Origin of the sequence: Butyrivibrio sp. NC2007, assembly GCF_000421405.1 — a bacterium.
GTDB lineage: Bacteria > Bacillota > Clostridia > Lachnospirales > Lachnospiraceae > Butyrivibrio.
Window position 1 is genome coordinate 1 of the sequence record NZ_ATWY01000009.1, and the last position, 16,360, is coordinate 16,360.

The window sequence follows — 16,360 nt, forward strand, 5'->3', positions numbered from 1 at the left end:
GGTACAAGGGAAGCCCTAAGCTGTTACATATAAGTGCTCCGCCGCTGTTAATTAGAATACACACTATTATCAGGGCCAGCATGGTAATAAACTTTTCAAACCCTGACCTTGTTTCCTGTTTTCTGATGATATCCAAAGTGTTCCTCCCCTGACCTGCTGCGCAAAACCGGTCACCTCTGATTATAGCAAATTTGGCGTTTTTTTTCTATGGTGCCGGAAAAGGTCAGGCATCCCTCAAACAGCCAATATTTATACATTTTTTATATTAAATGCGCTATAATTTTAGTACGGCACAGCGATTACTTTTTGATGAATAATTGACTTGCTTAATTTTTCGTTTATTCAACAGGAGCATGAACAATGAAGAAAAGACTCTTTTGCATGGCTCTGAGCTGTATATTGGCGGCGATTGCGATCATTCTTTTCCCGATGCAGGCTATGGCAAGCGGGTTTGATCCCGTCTACTACGCCGAGAGATACCCGGATGTGGCAGCAGCTGTAGGAACAAGCCAGCCGGCTCTGATAAATCATTATCTGACCTTCGGGATCGGTGAAGGGAGATTTCAGAACGCTGCGGAGGAAGCAGCCGGAACCCCGCTTAACACTTATATTGACGTCAACCTCACAACCCAGCATGTAATCTACATTCTGGATGGCGCACCTGTCTGGGAAAGCGACTGTGTATCAGGCGATGTCAGCAAACAAAGAAGCACTCCCACCGGAGTTTTCGCAGTGTATGGCCACGTCGCCGGAACCTATCTGACCGGTCCTACCTGGCACAACTGGGTTGACTACTGGATGCCGTTTTCAAGAGGCGGCTGTGGACTGCATGACGCCACCTGGAGGAGGAAGTTCGGTGGAAACATTTACAAGACAAACGGCTCACACGGATGCGTAAACCTGCCACACGACAAGGCAGAGGAGCTCTTTAATATAGTCACTGTCGGAACTGTCGTAATAGTTCATAAAGATGAATGAGTCAAAGTGAAACGTCCCCGTTGTCTCATAATGAGACACCGGGGACGTTTCACTTTGACTCATTTTGAGACACCGGGGACGTTTCACTTTGACTCATTTCATTAAAATATATCAAGAAAAGTGATTAATTTCACCATGATGTAATTGTACATAATTGTGCTATGATAATATCCATCAGCTAAATTGATTAAAATTTACACTTTTAACATAATATATATCAAATTTAACCCGATATATTTAATGTTGCAGGTGAAAATAAATCAAGATTTAGCAAATGAATGACAGAAAGAGGAGCACAGTTATGAAGAATGTTGAGAAGTACCAGCGTCAGTATTTTATGCCACCCAAGCCTACTTTTGACTGGGTTAAGAAGGACTATCTGGATCACCCACCCATTTGGTGCAGCGTAGATCTTCGCGATGGCAACCAGGCCCTTATAGAGCCCATGAGCCTTGATGAGAAGCTTGAGTTCTTTACCATGCTGGTCAACCTTGGTTTCAAAGAGATTGAGATCGGCTTCCCGGCAGCTTCAGAGACTGAGTTTGAGTTTGCAAGAACTCTTATAGAGAAGAACATGATCCCTGACGATGTTACGGTTCAGGTTCTCACCCAGGCAAGAGAGCACATTATCAAAAGAACTTTTGAAGCCGTTAAGGGTGCTCCAAAAGCCATCATCCATCTTTACAATTCAACATCCGTAGCTCAGCGTGAGCAGGTGTTCAAAAAGAGTAAGGAAGAAGTTAAGAAGATCGCTGTTGAGGGAGCTAAACTCCTTGATAAGCTGGCAAAGGAAACCAACGGCAATTTTTCTTTTGAATACTCACCTGAGAGCTTCCCGGGCACAGAAGTAGACTATGCGGTTGAAGTCTGCAACGCTGTCCTTGATGTTTGGAAGCCGACCAAGAAGAACAAAGTTATCATCAACATCCCTACAACCGTTGAGATCGCAATGCCTCACGTATTTGCAACTCAGGTTGAATACATAAGCAAGAACTTAAAGCACCGCGAGGCAGTAACACTCTCTCTTCACCCTCACAATGACAGAGGATCGGGCGTGAGCGATGCAGAGCTTGGATGCCTTGCAGGAGCTGACAGAATCGAGGGTACACTCTTTGGAAACGGCGAGAGAACAGGAAATGTTGATATCGTTACACTTGCCATCAACATGTACTCACACGGTGTAGATCCGGGACTTGATTTCTCACATATCATGGAAGTGGGCGAGACCTACGAGAGACTTACAAGAATGCGCATCTACGAAAGACAGCCCTATGCAGGACAGTTGGTATTTACCGCTTTCTCAGGCTCACATCAGGATGCTATTTCAAAGGGCTTCTCCTGGCATGATCAGAAGAAGGACAAGGGAATCTGGTCAGTACCTTATCTTCCCGTTGACCCCAAGGACCTTGGAAGAGAGTACGACGGAGACGTTATCAGGATCAACAGCCAGTCCGGAAAGGGCGGCGTAAGCTACATCCTCAAGACCAACTACGGTATGATGGTTCCAAAGGAAATGCAGGCAGACATCAGCTATACCATCAAGGATATCTCAGACAGAGAGCATGCTGAGCTTTCACCTGCAAGGATCTATCAGATATTTGAGGATAAGTACGTACACAACGACAATGTATTCAGGATTCCTGAAGTACACTTTAAGCAGATAGACGGTATTCTTGCTGAGGTTACAATATCTCACGCAGACAAGGATCACATCGTAGAGGCTAACGGAAATGGACGTCTCGATGCTGTAAGTAATGCCATCAAGCAGTACTTCAACATCAGCTACGAACTCTCAACCTACGAAGAGCACGCTCTTTCAAGAGGTTCTTCCTCAAAGGCCTGCTCCTACGTTGGAATTACCTACAACGGCCAGAAGTATTGGGGTGTAGGAATTGATGAGGATATCATCAAGTCATCAATCGGAGCTTTGGTAATCGCAGTAAACCAGATTGATGCAGTAAGAAGCATCAAGAACAGCAAGGACGAGAGGATCAACTCCATCATCAATTACATTCAGGAGAACTACCTGACAGTAACTCTGGATGATCTCTCAAGCCAGTTCTATCTTTCAAAGCCATACCTCTCCAAGTACATCAAGGAGAAGTCAGGTATGACCTTTGGAGAGAACGTAAAGAGAATAAGACTCAACAAGGCCAGCACACTCCTTAGGAACGGAAACATGAAGGTTGAGAAGGTTGCTGAGGCAGCAGGCTATCAGAACGTTGAGCATTTCAACAGGCTCTTTAAGAAAAAATACGGAATGACTCCTGTACAGTACAGAAGTAGCAGCAGATAAAATTAAAGGTATAAATGAGCAGAGACAGCGGGATTTTATCGTTCCCTACTGTCTCTGTTTTATTTTTATTCAAGGTTTTTGTCATATTCCAGGATATCTCCCGGCTGACAGTCCAGGGCTTCGCAGATGGCCTCCAGGGTTGAAAAGCGCACGGCGCTTATCTTTCCGGTCTTTATCTTGGAGAGATTTACGTTGCTGACACCGACCTTTTCAGAGAGCTCGTTAAGGCTCATCTTGCGATCGGCCATCACACGGTCCAGTCTAAGTACTATTTTACCCATAAGCGCCTCCTTAAAGTGTCTCGTCAGACTCTGTCTGAAGAACTGCACCATACTTAAATACATATGCAAGTCCAAAGAGAAGCAGGATCACGATAACAGTTGGGATATCGATGTTAAAGCCAGTTCTGATGTTACTTGTGAATGCTGTAGCCATAAAGCTCTCAAATGCGCCGCCTAAAACGCACCAGGGAATCAGTACCCATGCACAGTTCTTCATGCCCTTTATGATACCTTCTTCGAAAGGTGAATTGCAGGTTTCCAGTGACTTGCAGAGCCTGCCTACGTAGAAGAAAAGAAGTGCGTTGATTGCCATAAATACTGCTGCCACGAAGCATATTGCTGCTATTCTGCCACTTGTAATTGTTGCTCCGTCACCCTGGAGCTTAAAGGTAGCTATCTTGCCATCCTGATCAAAGGTCACATCTTCAAAAGAATAGTCGACTCCGTTGATTGATGTTGAACCCTGCGGAAGGTTGCCGGATTCAGCGTCCTTACTTGCTGATGTAAGTGAGCCAATCATCTTGGAATCCAGGTTAACGGTGAGTGTTGCTTCATCATTCATCTTGAATACGAAATCTTCCTTAGGAATTGTAAGGAACATTATTCCGCTTACTATCATTGCTACGCATCCGATCTCAAGAGCGATCATAGCTATCTTGCTGAGGATCCTTCCTGCCTTACCGATACTGTTTATCTTGCTGATTGCATTTTCCTTGTTCATTTCATTTCCTCCTAATGTTGAGTTATATACTGTAGTTTGTGGTTTGCTATTTGTTGTTCATTTTTTATTTCAGTCCCGGGGTTAACGAAAACATTTAATTTTTAATGTTTATCGTTAAATGTATAATACAATTCATTTTATTCTTTGTCAACTATATTTTAATGTTTATCATTAAATTTTATATATTATACAAAAAAATGGTCCCTCACCTCCGTCCCTAGGGACCAAAAATGAGCCACTGACTCCGTCCCCAGGGACCAAAAATGAGCCCTTGACTCCGTCCCCAGGGCTCAAAAAAGAAAGCCTCAAAAGATGAGGCTTTCTGCGATCTCCTTCAGTTCGGATTTCCGGTCTGAGAGGAGCAAAAGTTTATTGTATTCGTAATATGCATCGTTTCCGGTTTCCCTGACGAACTTGAGGCTGTGATAAGCGCTTGAGAGTTCTGTGAGGAAGATGACCATCTCCTGGCTGCCGGTCAGGGACTCCTTATCCCCGAAAGTCTCCTCCAGGAACCTGAAGCTGTTAGTGAGGTGATCTCCTGTCACCTTGATGTTCTCCTGGCGGACATTTTCTCTCTTGGTAAACCAGTTCTTTGAAAGCACAAAGGCGCTTGTAACCTCAGGGGTAGGTCCCATGTTGGAGGTGAGGTATGATACAAGGTCTTCCAGGGCGCTTATGGCCAGTGCCCTTATGCGCTCATCCTCGTGGCTGACCATTCCGGCTTCTCTGTCGTTATCAAGCTTGAGCTCCATGACTCCGATGCGGTCCTTATACCATCTGTTTGCGTTTGCCTTTTTGGACTCCTCATCCTCCGAGAAAGCGCCAAACTCCTTGATAGTATCAAACAAAATCTTCTGAACTGCCTGCTCCTTGCCATAACTCCTGAATTCCTCCATGAGTCTGTCTGTAAGAAGGCCTATGATACTGAGTTTTTCGTCAAAAGAGCCTTTCCTGATGCTCTCTTTATCCTCAGGAAATCTTCCTTCCAGAATCTCCGGAATCTTGTAGAGCTCATTGTAGCGCTGATACAGTTCATAGTAAGTTGCAAAATCCCTTGCGATCTCTTTGTTCTGAAGATACTGGGCTGTGAGATTCTCATCAATCGGGATTCCAAGCTTCTCGCTGACCTTCATGGTCCTCGAAAGGTCTTCCCAGCCACGGGCGGTAACAAAGCTCCTTCCCTCAACATCTGTCTTTATGCTATAGAAATTGTCTTTCTTGATCTCGAGATAAGCCATGATGGCTCCGTGGACCGAAGCCTTGTAAGCATAGTCCTTCCAGGCATCGAAATCCTCTTCGATATTGATCTGCCTTACACGGTCCAAAGTAACTATATCGAAGTCCCTTACGGACTTATTGTACTGAGGCGGATTTCCGGCTGTCACGATAACAAAGCCGTCAGGAAGCCTGTGGCTTCCAAAGGTCTTATACTGCAGGAACTGGAGCATGGTGGGCGCAAGTGTCTCAGATACACAGTTTATCTCATCCAGGAAAAGAATTCCCTCCTGCACTCCACTCTTTTCAATCTGCTCATACACAGCGCCTATTATCTCACTCATGGTGTACTCGGTAACGGAATACATCTTTCCTCCAAACTCCTTCTCGGAGATCATGGGAAGTCCGATGGCACTCTGCCTGGTGTGATGGGTAATGGTGTAAGCCACGAGGTTCACCGAAAGCTCGTGGGCGATCTGCTCCATGATGGCAGTCTTACCGATTCCGGGAGGCCCCATCAAAAGGATAGGCCTTTGTCTCTCAACCGGTATCTCGTACTGCCCGGCTTCGTCCTTTTGAAGATAGACCCTGACTGCGTTTTTAACTTCTTCTTTTGCCTGATTTATGTTCATGTCTTTCCCTTCTTCTATCTGTCTTTTATGTCAAAAGATCTTTTCATACGTACAGTTTGTACGCCCAGTCCGGTACGTTTTCGTCCTCATAATCCGAATCTTCCACAAACACGAAAGCTGTATCGTACCCGGTCGGTGTCTCCGGAAATGTTCCGTAGCCATCGGTAAAATAGATGAGGCCCTTCAGATTTTCAAAGTCCCCTCTCTTCCTAAGCTCTTCAACCTTCTCGAACACAGGCCTGAAATCCGTTCCATAGCCGCCTTCAACATGTATGCCTTCGGAATATTTCTTCATATCATCGACAGAAGTTATATTCTCGATTCTCTGCACCTGATCGTCACATTCTATGATAACTATTTTTATCCTCTGAAAAAAGCTGTCTCCTGTCAGCAAAAGAGCTGCTGTCTCATTCAGAAACTGCTGGACTGTTGTCTCCTTGCAGGAAGCGGAGGTGTCTATGGCAATGACCAGCTCCTGTATCTTCTTGACCTCCCTGAACTCATTCTCCTCGATAAGAGGCATATTGCCATAGTGGTCAAGGCCAAAAGAGTACATTCCGTAATCGAAGCTGTCCATGTCGATTCCGCCTTCCTCCCTCAGCACCTTAAAGCGCCGCAAAAACTCTCTGTAATCCGTGCGGGAGGTATTTTCAAACTTAAGTACCCAGTCTAGCTTTCCAAGCCTGTCACTTGCATTTTTCCCTATGGTCTCTATCTCAGTCTGGAGGCGCTTTGCTTCCTTATCCCAGTCCTTTTCTTTTCTCTCTATCTGCTTAAGGCGCCTTGGGTTTATGTACTTTTCTTTTTTAGGAGTATTATCCTGAGTATCATCGGGCTTACCCTCGGGCGAGTCCATATCGTCATCCAAAGGCGGTTTATCTTTTTCCTGATCAGGCTCATCTTCCGGAAGGCGCAGCCAGAAACTATGGTCATCAAGCTTAAACTCCCGCTCTAATTTCTCATACTCCCTCTCTTCAAGCTCGTTGGCAGGATCAGAGAAGTACCGGTAGAGTTTTTGTACCGTCAGAACCTTAAGATCTTTTTCCAAAAGAGCATACCAGCGGTCGCGATAGTCTGATGTCACCCGGTAGATGCACTGATAATCAAGGCTGTCCAAAATCGACTCCACAACGATGTCGGCACAGAGATCGTAGAGCCGCACATCCTCATAAGTTTTTGAGTAATACATATGTTTAAATATGCAATGAAGGAGCATGTGGACATAGGTCCTGTTGAGCTTGCCCGGCTCCTCCACAAAGAGCCTTAGCACGTAAGTCGGATTAAACCTGATGTTTACTGCATCCGTGCCAATACTTGTGGTGGAAAGATCCATCTCATAGCCAAGGCTTGATAGGCTTGATGCCATGAATCGCATATCTATATAAAGTTCTGTTCTTGAGGCTCCGAGGACGCTTTTCCCTGTCTGTTCAAGGTTTTCCCGAAGACTTACATCTCTATCTGCCATTTTTATACCGTTTTTTAAGACTTTTTGGTGTTATAATAAACTCCTATGCATTATAATACTATATATTCGATGAGAATTAATCAAAAGAAATGGGGATTATTATGGGCTATAGTTTTGTTGTATTTGCAGATGGCTGTGCAAATCTTCCGCAGGAAATGCTTGAGGGGATCAAACTGATTCCTGATGAATACTTAATGGAGGATGTACCACAGGTTTATCTTGGAGATGTAGATCATTTTGATGGCAAGTCTTTTTATGATCAGCTTCGCGCCGGCAAGGTTGCAAAGACATCTCTTTTAAACACTCACCTTTTTGAGACACATTTTCGTCCCGAGCTCGAGCAGGGAAACGATATCATTTATGTTTCCATGAGCTCAGGTATCAGCGGAACCTACAACGCTGCCAAGATTGCAGCAGATGAACTTATGGAGGAGTTCCCGGGACGTTTTATCCATATCGTTGATTCACACGGCTGTGGTTTTGGAAATGGTCTGCTCGCTGTTAAGGCAGCTGCACTTGCCAAAGACGGAGTCGATGTAAAAGAGGCTGCAGCAATTGTGGATGATGCTGTACCTCACACCTGTCAGTACTTCACTGTCGATGATCTTAACTTCCTTAAGAGAACCGGCCGTGTAAGCGGTGTTGCAGCAAGTATCGGTACTGTTCTCAACATCAAGCCTATTCTCTACGGAGACAGCACAGGTCACATCGTAACCTGCGGCAAGGTAAGAGGAAGAAGCCAGGCAATCAGTGCTCTGGTCAAGAAATTCAAAGAAAAGGTAATGGATACACCGGATCAGCATATCTGCATTTCCCACGGCGACTGCCTTGATGATGCCAAGGCTCTTGAGAAGATGGTAAAAGAGATTGTTCCGAATGTTCCAATTACTATCGCAATGCATGAGCCATTCTCCGGTTCACATGTTGGTCCCGGAATGCTTGGACTGTTCTTCTACGGAAAAGAAAGATAAAAAAAGTGAGTCAGTGGGGACGTTTCAGTTTGACTCATTTTGCGTGGCAAAATGAGTCAAACTGAAACGTCCCCACTGACTCACTTTTTTACATCAATCCTCTGACAATGATCACAAGTATCATTATCGGCAATACAAATCTAAGATAAGGTCTAAGTGCCCTTGGCATTCTTAAGCCCTCTCCATCGTTGACTTCCCGGCGGAAATTATCAAATCCCCAGCCAAAACTGAAAACGCAGAAAATAACAAAGATAAGTGATCCGATAGGGAGCATTAAGTTGCTTACGATAAAGTCCTCAAAATCAAGGACGTTTCCTTTGCCAAAGAAATTTATGCCGCTCCATTTGTTGAATCCAAGGACGCATGGAAGGCTGGCAAATATCATGAAGATGCAATTAAAAACAATTGCTTTCCATCTGTCAATTCCAAAGTTATCGGTAATGCATGCAACCAGGTTTTCGAAAACAGCTGTTACAGTTGAGAAGCTTGCAAAAGACATAAACACAAAGAACAATGTTCCCCAGACCATACCAAGTGGCATTCCGATGAAAATGTTTGGCAGAGTCACAAATATAAGTGACGGTCCCTGCTCAGGTGCAACTCCAAAGCTAAAGCACGCCGGGAAAATGATGATACCTGACACAATGGCAACCAGGGTGTCAAGGATAGCGATCCTTCCTGCCTCTCCCAGAAGTGTCTTTTCCCTGGACATATAACTTCCAAAGATTTCGATTGAGCCCATACCGACGCTCAAGGTGAAGAACGCCTGATTCATTGCAGCTGTTATCACGTTCTTGAATCCAACCTGCCTTGCCTGTTCAAAATCAGGAAGAAGGAAGAACTTCATTCCCTGTGCTGCTCCGCTGAGGGTAAGGCTGTTTCCCGCAAGGACGAAGATCAGTACAAGGAGTCCTAACATCATGACCTTGTTTACCTTCTCAAGTCCGCCCTGAACACCGAATGACAATACAAGAAATCCCAGAATAATAGTTATCATTGTAAAGATTCCCATCTCTATCGGGCTGCTCAGTAGGCTGTCAAAAACCTGTGAAACCTCTCCCTCACCAAGATCCCTGAAATCTCCTATCATGAACTTGTAGCAGTAATTCATCATCCAGCCGGAAACCGTGGTGTAATACATCATCAGAAGATAGCATCCGATCATTGATGTCCATCCGTGGATGTGCCATTTGCTGCCCTTTCTTTCAAGCTTTTTATACGCCCCGACCAGCGTCCTTCCGCTGGCTCTTCCTATGGCGAGCTCCATTGACATAACGGGAATTCCCATGATGAGAAGGAACAGGAGGTAGAACATTACAAAAACTCCTCCGCCGTTTTCTCCCGCAACATACGGAAACTTCCATACATTTCCGATTCCAATCGCACAGCCTGCACTAACAAGCAAAAATCCAAGTCTTGAGCCGAAGCCCTCACGCTGTTTATTTTCCATAAAAACAAATCCAATCTTTCTAATGTAAAATTTAAAACTCAAATACGTCCGGCGCTGCACCGGCTTTATCTTTTGCTGACTCCATAAGAACCGCCGACAAAAGAGCCATCTTCTTATCAGCAGTCACTTTGATTGCCTTATCAACGCTATCTCCATCGAGCAATGAACTGCTGCCCGGAGAATTCTTTTTATAGGTCAAAAGAGCTTTTATCACCTCTACAGTCTCCGGCTCGCTCTCAGCCATCTCCACAAGCCTCAGCAGTATAGACTCAGAGTTCTTACTTACATAACTCTCGTACATGTCCCTGAAGTTCTCAGAAAGCTCTACCGGGTACAACAGTCTTCCAATGGCAATATCCTCGGAAACCGCGTTACCATCAATAAGCGCCTTCTCAAAGAGTCTGTCATAGCCGCGGTAATCCATAGAACGTCTGTCTACACACTCCCTGTAAAACATCCCCGAACCTGCTATCGAGAACTGAATGGTCCTGGCCATGGTATTCTCGTTAAAGTCATAGACATACCCCGGGAACGTAAGAAGCGCTTTTTCTCCATCAGGGAGAGTCAGCATAAAGCGTAGATTACCATCATAATCCGCAAGGAAGTTTCTGACAACCTCAAACCATCCCCGGTTTAAAACAATCTCTATGTCTTTTAAGCTGTCGCACTGCCTGCAGACTCCGTCGTAGTAATCATCGATGCTGTCATAAAGAGAAATCTTTTTTAAATTTCTGCAGTTATGAAACGCAAAGCCGTAAAGAGTCCTTATGCTCTCGGGTAGCGAAACACTGACAAGGTCACTTCTTCCGGAAAAAGAGTGATTGCCGATAGCCTCAACACTGATCCCGTCAATCTCCTTCGGAACATTAAGATGGGCTACGCTTCCCTCGTAGCCCGTGATCTCTATATACTTATGTTCATCTTTTTTATCAGACTTAATCTCATACGTGAACATACAGATTTAACCTATCTTCTTAACAAGTCTGCCAAGGGCGTTATTCTTGACCTTCATGGCTCCAACAGGGCAGAACTCCTGACAGCAGAAGCACTTGATGCACTTACTTCTGTCTATCTGCGGAACCTTGCCGTTCTTGCCGTTTTTATTCTCTCCATTAACCATAGTTATTGCAGAAGCAGGGCAGGTCTCAAAGCACTTCTTGCAACCTATGCACTCATTCTTTTTAACCTGAGGCTTGGAACTGAAAGCAATCTTAAAGGCAAATGCCTTAACAGCATTAAATGCCCCGTTCCCCTCAAAAGTAATGCTCTGGTGCTCGGTAGCTCTTTTAAAATCAGCAATCCTCACATCAGGCAGCTTTATATCGCCAAGCACTTCCACCTCGTTTATATCCTTGGGGCCAAGACCTCTCTCGTAGGCAGCGCCAATGGTTGCCACATCATTCATAGTCATTCCGATGATGTCGGCGCAGACCATATCAAGAGCATAAGGCCTCTTAGACGAGAGTAGAACTCCTACATGTCTCTTTTCCCCGGCTGTAGGACCGTTGCCCTCCATACCGTCGATTCCGTCAACAATATAGAGCACAGGTTTAAAGAACTCGTTGAGATCCACCATTACGTTGGCAAAGGCCTTCTCAACAGGAAATCTCATGTGGTACTCAGGCTTGGTGGTTCCGGGTATCGTACCGAACATGTTCTTGACCGCGCAGCTCATGCCCATCATTGCATGGGTCTTGAGTTTGGAGATGTTTACTATCGCATCGCACTCATCAAGCCAGCCGGTATAGATGAAGTTCTTGATGGAAACAGCCTCAGGAAACTCAGCATCCTTAACAGTAAAGTCATCGTTGAGTTTAACCTTGTCACCCTCCAGCTCAAGAAGTCCGCAGTTCTTATAAATACCCTTTAAGAACGCAGATGTATACAGGCCTCCGGGACTGTCACCGATAACAACCGATGCTCCTTTTTCTGTTAACATATCACACACTACTTTGATCAATATCGGGTGTGTTGTAACAGCTTTTTCAGGTGCCATTCCGGTGACAAGATTGGCCTTGATGCCAACCCTCATGCCATCCTTAATAAAATCAAGCCCATGAATAAAAGAAAGGCTCTTTTCAAGAGCCTTTCTAACTTCACTGTATTCATATGTCTCACATTTAAGTAGTGATACAGGTTCAAAACTACCCATTTATACAGCTCCAATCATTAAAATCAGTTCAATAATATCATGACTGATTTTGCTCTTCTACAATATGCAATCCACAGTATATCTCACGGAGCTTAGGTTTGTCTATCTTTCCGGTAGCATTTCTTATAACATTGGCAAAAATAATCTTACGAGGTCTCTTGTACCTTGGAAGATCGAGGCAGAACTCCTCTACTTCATCCTCGGTTAAGGTCATACCCTCTTTTACCTGAATAATAGCTGCTGCTATCTCACCAAGACGCTGGTCGCGAAGACCGATAACTGCTGCGTCGTGAATCTTGTTATTCTTCATCAGGAAGCTCTCGATCTGTACAGGATACAGGTTCTCACCTCCGGAGATGATAACGTCTTTCTTACGGTCAACAAGGAAGATGAAGCCGTCCTCATCCTGACGGGCCATATCACCGGTAAAGAGCCAGCCATCTTTTAATATCTCAGCTGTAGCCTCAGGGTTCTTGTAGTATTCAACCATGACTCCGGGGCCCTTAACGCAGAGCTCACCGATCTCGCCTTTCTCAACGATGTTTCCATCCTCGTCGACGATCTTGGTCTTCCATCCATATCCGGGAATACCGATGGCGCCTACCTTGTGGACGTTCTCCATACCAAGGTGTACGCAGCCGGGACCTGTGGACTCTGAAAGTCCGTAGTTTGTATCGTACTTGTGATCAGGGAAGTACTCAAGCCAGTGGCGAACCAGTGATGGCGGAATCGGCTGCGCACCGATGTGCATCAGTCTCCACTGTTTAAGCCTGTAATCCTCCATCTTGAGCTTGCCGGAATCCAGAGCTGCCAGGATATCCTGTGCCCACGGAACGAGGAGCCAAACGATGGTACATCTCTCCTCAGATACCGCTCTGAAGATTGCCTCAGGTGAATTACCTTTCAAAAGAACAGCTCTTGAGCCTGTGTATAATGAACCAAACCAGTGCATCTTGGCACCTGTGTGATACAGAGGAGGGATGCAAAGGAAATTATCTGCATGAGTAGTCTCATGGTGCATGGCTTCCATCTTGGCTGACTGCATAAGAGCAGTGTGGATATGAAGAATAGCCTTGGGGAAACCTGTTGTTCCCGATGAGAAATAGATAGCTGCATCATCCTTGTCCTCAACCAGGATCTTGGGAGCCTGGGATGAAGCATTGGATGCATATCTGTAATAGTCATCAGCATATGAAGGACACTGATCTCCCACGAAAAGAAGAAGCATCTCTTTTTTTAGTTTCTGGGCGATATCTTCGATACGTCCGATAAACTCAGGTCCATAGAATAAAACATCCGAGTCCGAAGCCTTAAGACAGTAATCAATCTCTTCCGAATCAAAACGGAAATTGAGAGGAACAGCCACTGCTCCGGCCTTAAGTACACCGAAGTAAATAGGCAGCCACTCGAGACAGTTCATAAGAAGAATTGCGCACTTCTGGCCCTTCTTGATACCTCTCTCGATAAGCATGTTGGCAACTCTGTTTGCCTTCTCGTCAAAAACCGACCAGGTGATCTGTCTTCTATAGTAAGCTGTGGAAGTGGGCTGAATGAGTTCATATTCTCTCCAGGTAACCCTCTGCTCTTCCTTGATCTCAGGATTGATCTCAACAAGAGCAACCTCTTCCCCATAGAGCTTACTGTTTCGTTCAAGTAAATCTGTGATTGGCATTTTGTAAAACCCCCTAAAAATAACTCGTGCACTAATGTGCTTTAAAGCACTAAAGTTGAGTATACATTTTTTTTAGAAAAAAATCAAATAGATACTCATTTCCGGTTTGACCTTTTTTCATTAATTATGTATACTTTACTTTAGTGCTTTAAAGCACGGATATGAAGGTAGGAGGTTTATGTAATGAACAATAATGAGAACAAGCAGCTCATGCTGGGCAATAAGGCTGTTGCCCGGGGTCTTTACGAGGCCGGAGTCTGCTTTATTTCCAGCTATCCCGGAACTCCCAGTACAGAGGTTACTGAGGAAGCTGCTAAATATGATGAGATCTACTGTGAGTGGGCTCCCAACGAGAAGGTTGCCATGGAGTCAGCATTCGGCGCATCCCTTGCAGGTCGCAGAAGCTTCTGCGCACAGAAGCACGTTGGTCTCAACGTTGCAGCAGATCCTCTTTATACAATGTCCTACACCGGTGTAAATGCCGGAATGGTCATCGTTGTTGCAGATGATGCAGGAATGCACTCATCACAGAACGAGCAGGATTCAAGACATCACGCCATCGCTGCCAAGGTTCCCATGATCGAGCCTTCAGATTCAGCTGAGGCCCTTGAGTTTACAAAGCTCGCCTACGAAATCTCAGAGAAATTCGATACTCCGGTACTTCTTAAGATGTGCACAAGAGTTGCGCACTCCCAGTCCCTTGTAGAGACAGGTGACAGAAACGTTCCGGATTTCCCATATGAAAAGAACATCGGCAAATACGTTATGATGCCCGGTAATGCCAAGAAGCGCCACCCAATCGTTGAGGAGCGCACAAAAAAGCTTATCGAGTACGCTGAGAACTGCCCACTCAACCGCGTTGAAATGGGCGGAACCGAGATTGGTATCATCACCTGCTCAACCTCTTATCAGTATGTAAAAGAGGTATTTGGTGACAGCGTATCAGTTCTTAAACTTGGTATGACCAATCCTCTTCCAAATCAGCTCATCAAGGACTTTGCAGCCAAGGTTGACAAGCTCTTTGTTGTTGAGGAGCTTGATCCGATCATCGAGAATCACGTTAAGGCCCTTGGTCTTTCTGTTACAGGAAAAGACCTTCTTCCTGTATGCGATGAGTTCTCTCAGAACCTCATTGCAAAGGCCTTCGGAAAAGACACAAATGACTCCTTTGCACTTGAGGATGCAATTCCAAACAGACCTCCTGTTATGTGCGCAGGATGTCCTCACAGAGGTCTTTTCTACACTCTTAAAAAGAATAACTGCACCGTACTTGGTGATATCGGATGCTACACACTCGGAGCTGTTCCTCCGCTTGGTGCCATCGAGATGACACTTTGCATGGGTGCTTCAATCGGTGCTGTTCACGGCTTTAACAAGGTAAGAGGCGCTGAGAGCGAGAACAAAACCGTCGCTGTTATCGGTGACTCAACCTTCATGCACTCAGGTATGACAGGTCTTGCAAACGTTGCCTACAACCAGTCCAATTCAACAATTGTCATCGTAGATAACTCAATCACAGGTATGACAGGACATCAGCAGAACCCTACAACAGGCTACAACATTAAAGGTGACCCTGCTGGCAAGATCGATCTTGAAGCCCTTTGCAGAGCTATGGGCTTTGAGAGAGTCAGAGTTGTTGATCCTTATAACCTTGATCAGTGTGACAAGGTCCTTAAAGAGGAACTTGCAGCAGCTGCTCCTTCAGTTATCATTTCAAGACGTCCCTGCGCTCTTCTTAAGTACGTCAAGCACAATCCACCTCTTAGCATCAACAGAGATAAGTGCGTTGGCTGTAAGAGCTGCATGAAGATCGGATGTCCCGCCATCTCCATGAAGGATGGCAAGGCAACCATCGACAATACTCTCTGCGTAGGATGCAACGTATGCAGTCAGCTTTGTCCTGTTGGGGCTTTTGAAGGAATGAAGGAGGACAAATAAGATGGAAACAAAGAATATAATGATCGTGGGCGTTGGCGGACAGGGCTCACTTCTTGCAAGTAAACTCCTTGGACATCTCTTAATGAGCCAGGGCTATGACGTTAAGGTTTCAGAAGTACACGGAATGAGCCAGAGAGGCGGATCCGTTGTCACATACGTAAGATACGGCGACAAGGTCTTTTCCCCTGTGATCGACAAGGGCGAGGCAGACTACATCGTATCATTTGAAATTCTGGAGGCTGCAAGATGGCTTCCCTTCCTTAAGAAGGACGGCCAGATCGTGACCAACACCCAGCAGATCGATCCCATGCCTGTTATCACAGGAGCAGCAGAGTATCCTTCTGACCTGGTAAAAAAGCTTAAGGAGTCCGGTGCCAAAGTTGATGCCCTCGACTGCCTCTCTCTCGCAGAAGAGGCCGGCTCAGCAAAGGCTGTAAACATTGTTCTTCTCGGAAGACTCTCCCACTACTTCGATCTTCCTGAAGAAGCATGGATGAAGTCTCTTGAAGCAAATGTACCCGAGAAATTCCTGGAAATGAACAAGAAAGCATTCCAGCTTGGCAAAAATCAGTAATTCTTTTAATTGGGA

The 16,360-nt window shown here is 45.3% G+C and carries 13 protein-coding genes; 5 read left to right on the forward strand and 8 right to left on the reverse strand.

The genetic code is table 11. The features are described from left to right. The first annotated feature begins 360 nt into the window (after positions 1 to 360). Positions 361 to 978: a L,D-transpeptidase gene (locus tag G632_RS0108435; protein ID WP_022768583.1), complete on the forward strand. Its 618-nt coding sequence runs from the start codon at positions 361 to 363 to the stop codon at positions 976 to 978. 301 nt (positions 979 to 1,279) lie between these two features. Further along, positions 1,280 to 3,274, forward strand: a complete 1,995-nt coding sequence (locus G632_RS0108440) for a 2-isopropylmalate synthase (RefSeq protein WP_022768584.1) — start codon at positions 1,280 to 1,282, stop codon at positions 3,272 to 3,274. Between the two features lie 65 nt (positions 3,275 to 3,339). On the opposite strand, the gene G632_RS0108445 is transcribed toward G632_RS0108440, so the two are convergent. The 4 genes from G632_RS0108445 to G632_RS0108460 all read right to left on the reverse strand — a co-directional run bounded on the left by G632_RS0108445 (position 3,340) and on the right by G632_RS0108460 (position 7,588). Further along, positions 3,340 to 3,555, reverse strand: coding sequence for a helix-turn-helix domain-containing protein (locus G632_RS0108445; protein ID WP_022768585.1), 216 nt, complete (start codon positions 3,553 to 3,555; stop codon positions 3,340 to 3,342). Positions 3,556 to 3,565: 10 nt separating this feature from the next. Then, complete coding sequence (locus tag G632_RS0108450) at positions 3,566 to 4,276, reverse strand: hypothetical protein (RefSeq protein WP_022768586.1); 711 nt, start codon at positions 4,274 to 4,276, stop codon at positions 3,566 to 3,568. Between the two features lie 305 nt (positions 4,277 to 4,581). Next, positions 4,582 to 6,123, reverse strand: a complete 1,542-nt coding sequence (locus G632_RS0108455; protein WP_022768587.1) for an ATP-binding protein — start codon at positions 6,121 to 6,123, stop codon at positions 4,582 to 4,584. A gap of 43 nt (positions 6,124 to 6,166) precedes the next feature. Beyond that, entirely contained in the window at positions 6,167 to 7,588 is a 1,422-nt protein-coding gene (locus G632_RS0108460; protein WP_035782398.1) for a vWA domain-containing protein, read from the reverse strand. A 101-nt stretch (positions 7,589 to 7,689) separates the two neighbouring features. On the opposite strand from G632_RS0108460, the gene G632_RS0108465 reads away from it, so the two are divergent. Beyond that, positions 7,690 to 8,559 (forward strand): DegV family protein, encoded by an 870-nt coding sequence (locus G632_RS0108465; protein ID WP_022768588.1) that lies wholly within the window; start codon positions 7,690 to 7,692, stop codon positions 8,557 to 8,559. A gap of 88 nt (positions 8,560 to 8,647) precedes the next feature. Here the strand turns inward: G632_RS0108465 and G632_RS0108470 are convergent, their stop codons facing one another. From G632_RS0108470 to G632_RS0108485, 4 genes are read right to left on the reverse strand one after another with little or no spacing between them, the layout of a single operon-like run. Continuing rightward, positions 8,648 to 10,009, reverse strand: coding sequence for a sodium-dependent transporter (locus tag G632_RS0108470; protein WP_022768589.1), 1,362 nt, complete (start codon positions 10,007 to 10,009; stop codon positions 8,648 to 8,650). A gap of 31 nt (positions 10,010 to 10,040) precedes the next feature. Next, on the reverse strand, positions 10,041 to 10,964 hold the full coding sequence (locus tag G632_RS19375) for a leucine-rich repeat protein (RefSeq protein WP_022768590.1): 924 nt from the start codon (positions 10,962 to 10,964) through the stop codon (positions 10,041 to 10,043). A gap of 6 nt (positions 10,965 to 10,970) precedes the next feature. Further along, on the reverse strand, positions 10,971 to 12,161 hold the full coding sequence (locus tag G632_RS0108480) for a DUF362 domain-containing protein (RefSeq protein ID WP_022768591.1): 1,191 nt from the start codon (positions 12,159 to 12,161) through the stop codon (positions 10,971 to 10,973). Positions 12,162 to 12,198: 37 nt separating this feature from the next. Next, the gene (locus G632_RS0108485; RefSeq protein WP_022768592.1) at positions 12,199 to 13,833 is read right to left on the reverse strand and encodes a class I adenylate-forming enzyme family protein; all 1,635 of its coding nucleotides are present in this window, start codon (positions 13,831 to 13,833) and stop codon (positions 12,199 to 12,201) included. Positions 13,834 to 14,016: 183 nt separating this feature from the next. Between G632_RS0108485 and iorA the strand changes: the two genes are divergently transcribed. After that, complete coding sequence (gene iorA, locus G632_RS0108490) at positions 14,017 to 15,771, forward strand: indolepyruvate ferredoxin oxidoreductase subunit alpha (protein WP_022768593.1); 1,755 nt, start codon at positions 14,017 to 14,019, stop codon at positions 15,769 to 15,771. A gap of 1 nt (position 15,772) precedes the next feature. Then, on the forward strand, positions 15,773 to 16,345 hold the full coding sequence (locus tag G632_RS0108495) for an indolepyruvate oxidoreductase subunit beta (protein ID WP_022768594.1): 573 nt from the start codon (positions 15,773 to 15,775) through the stop codon (positions 16,343 to 16,345). Positions 16,346 to 16,360: the final 15 nt, after the last annotated feature.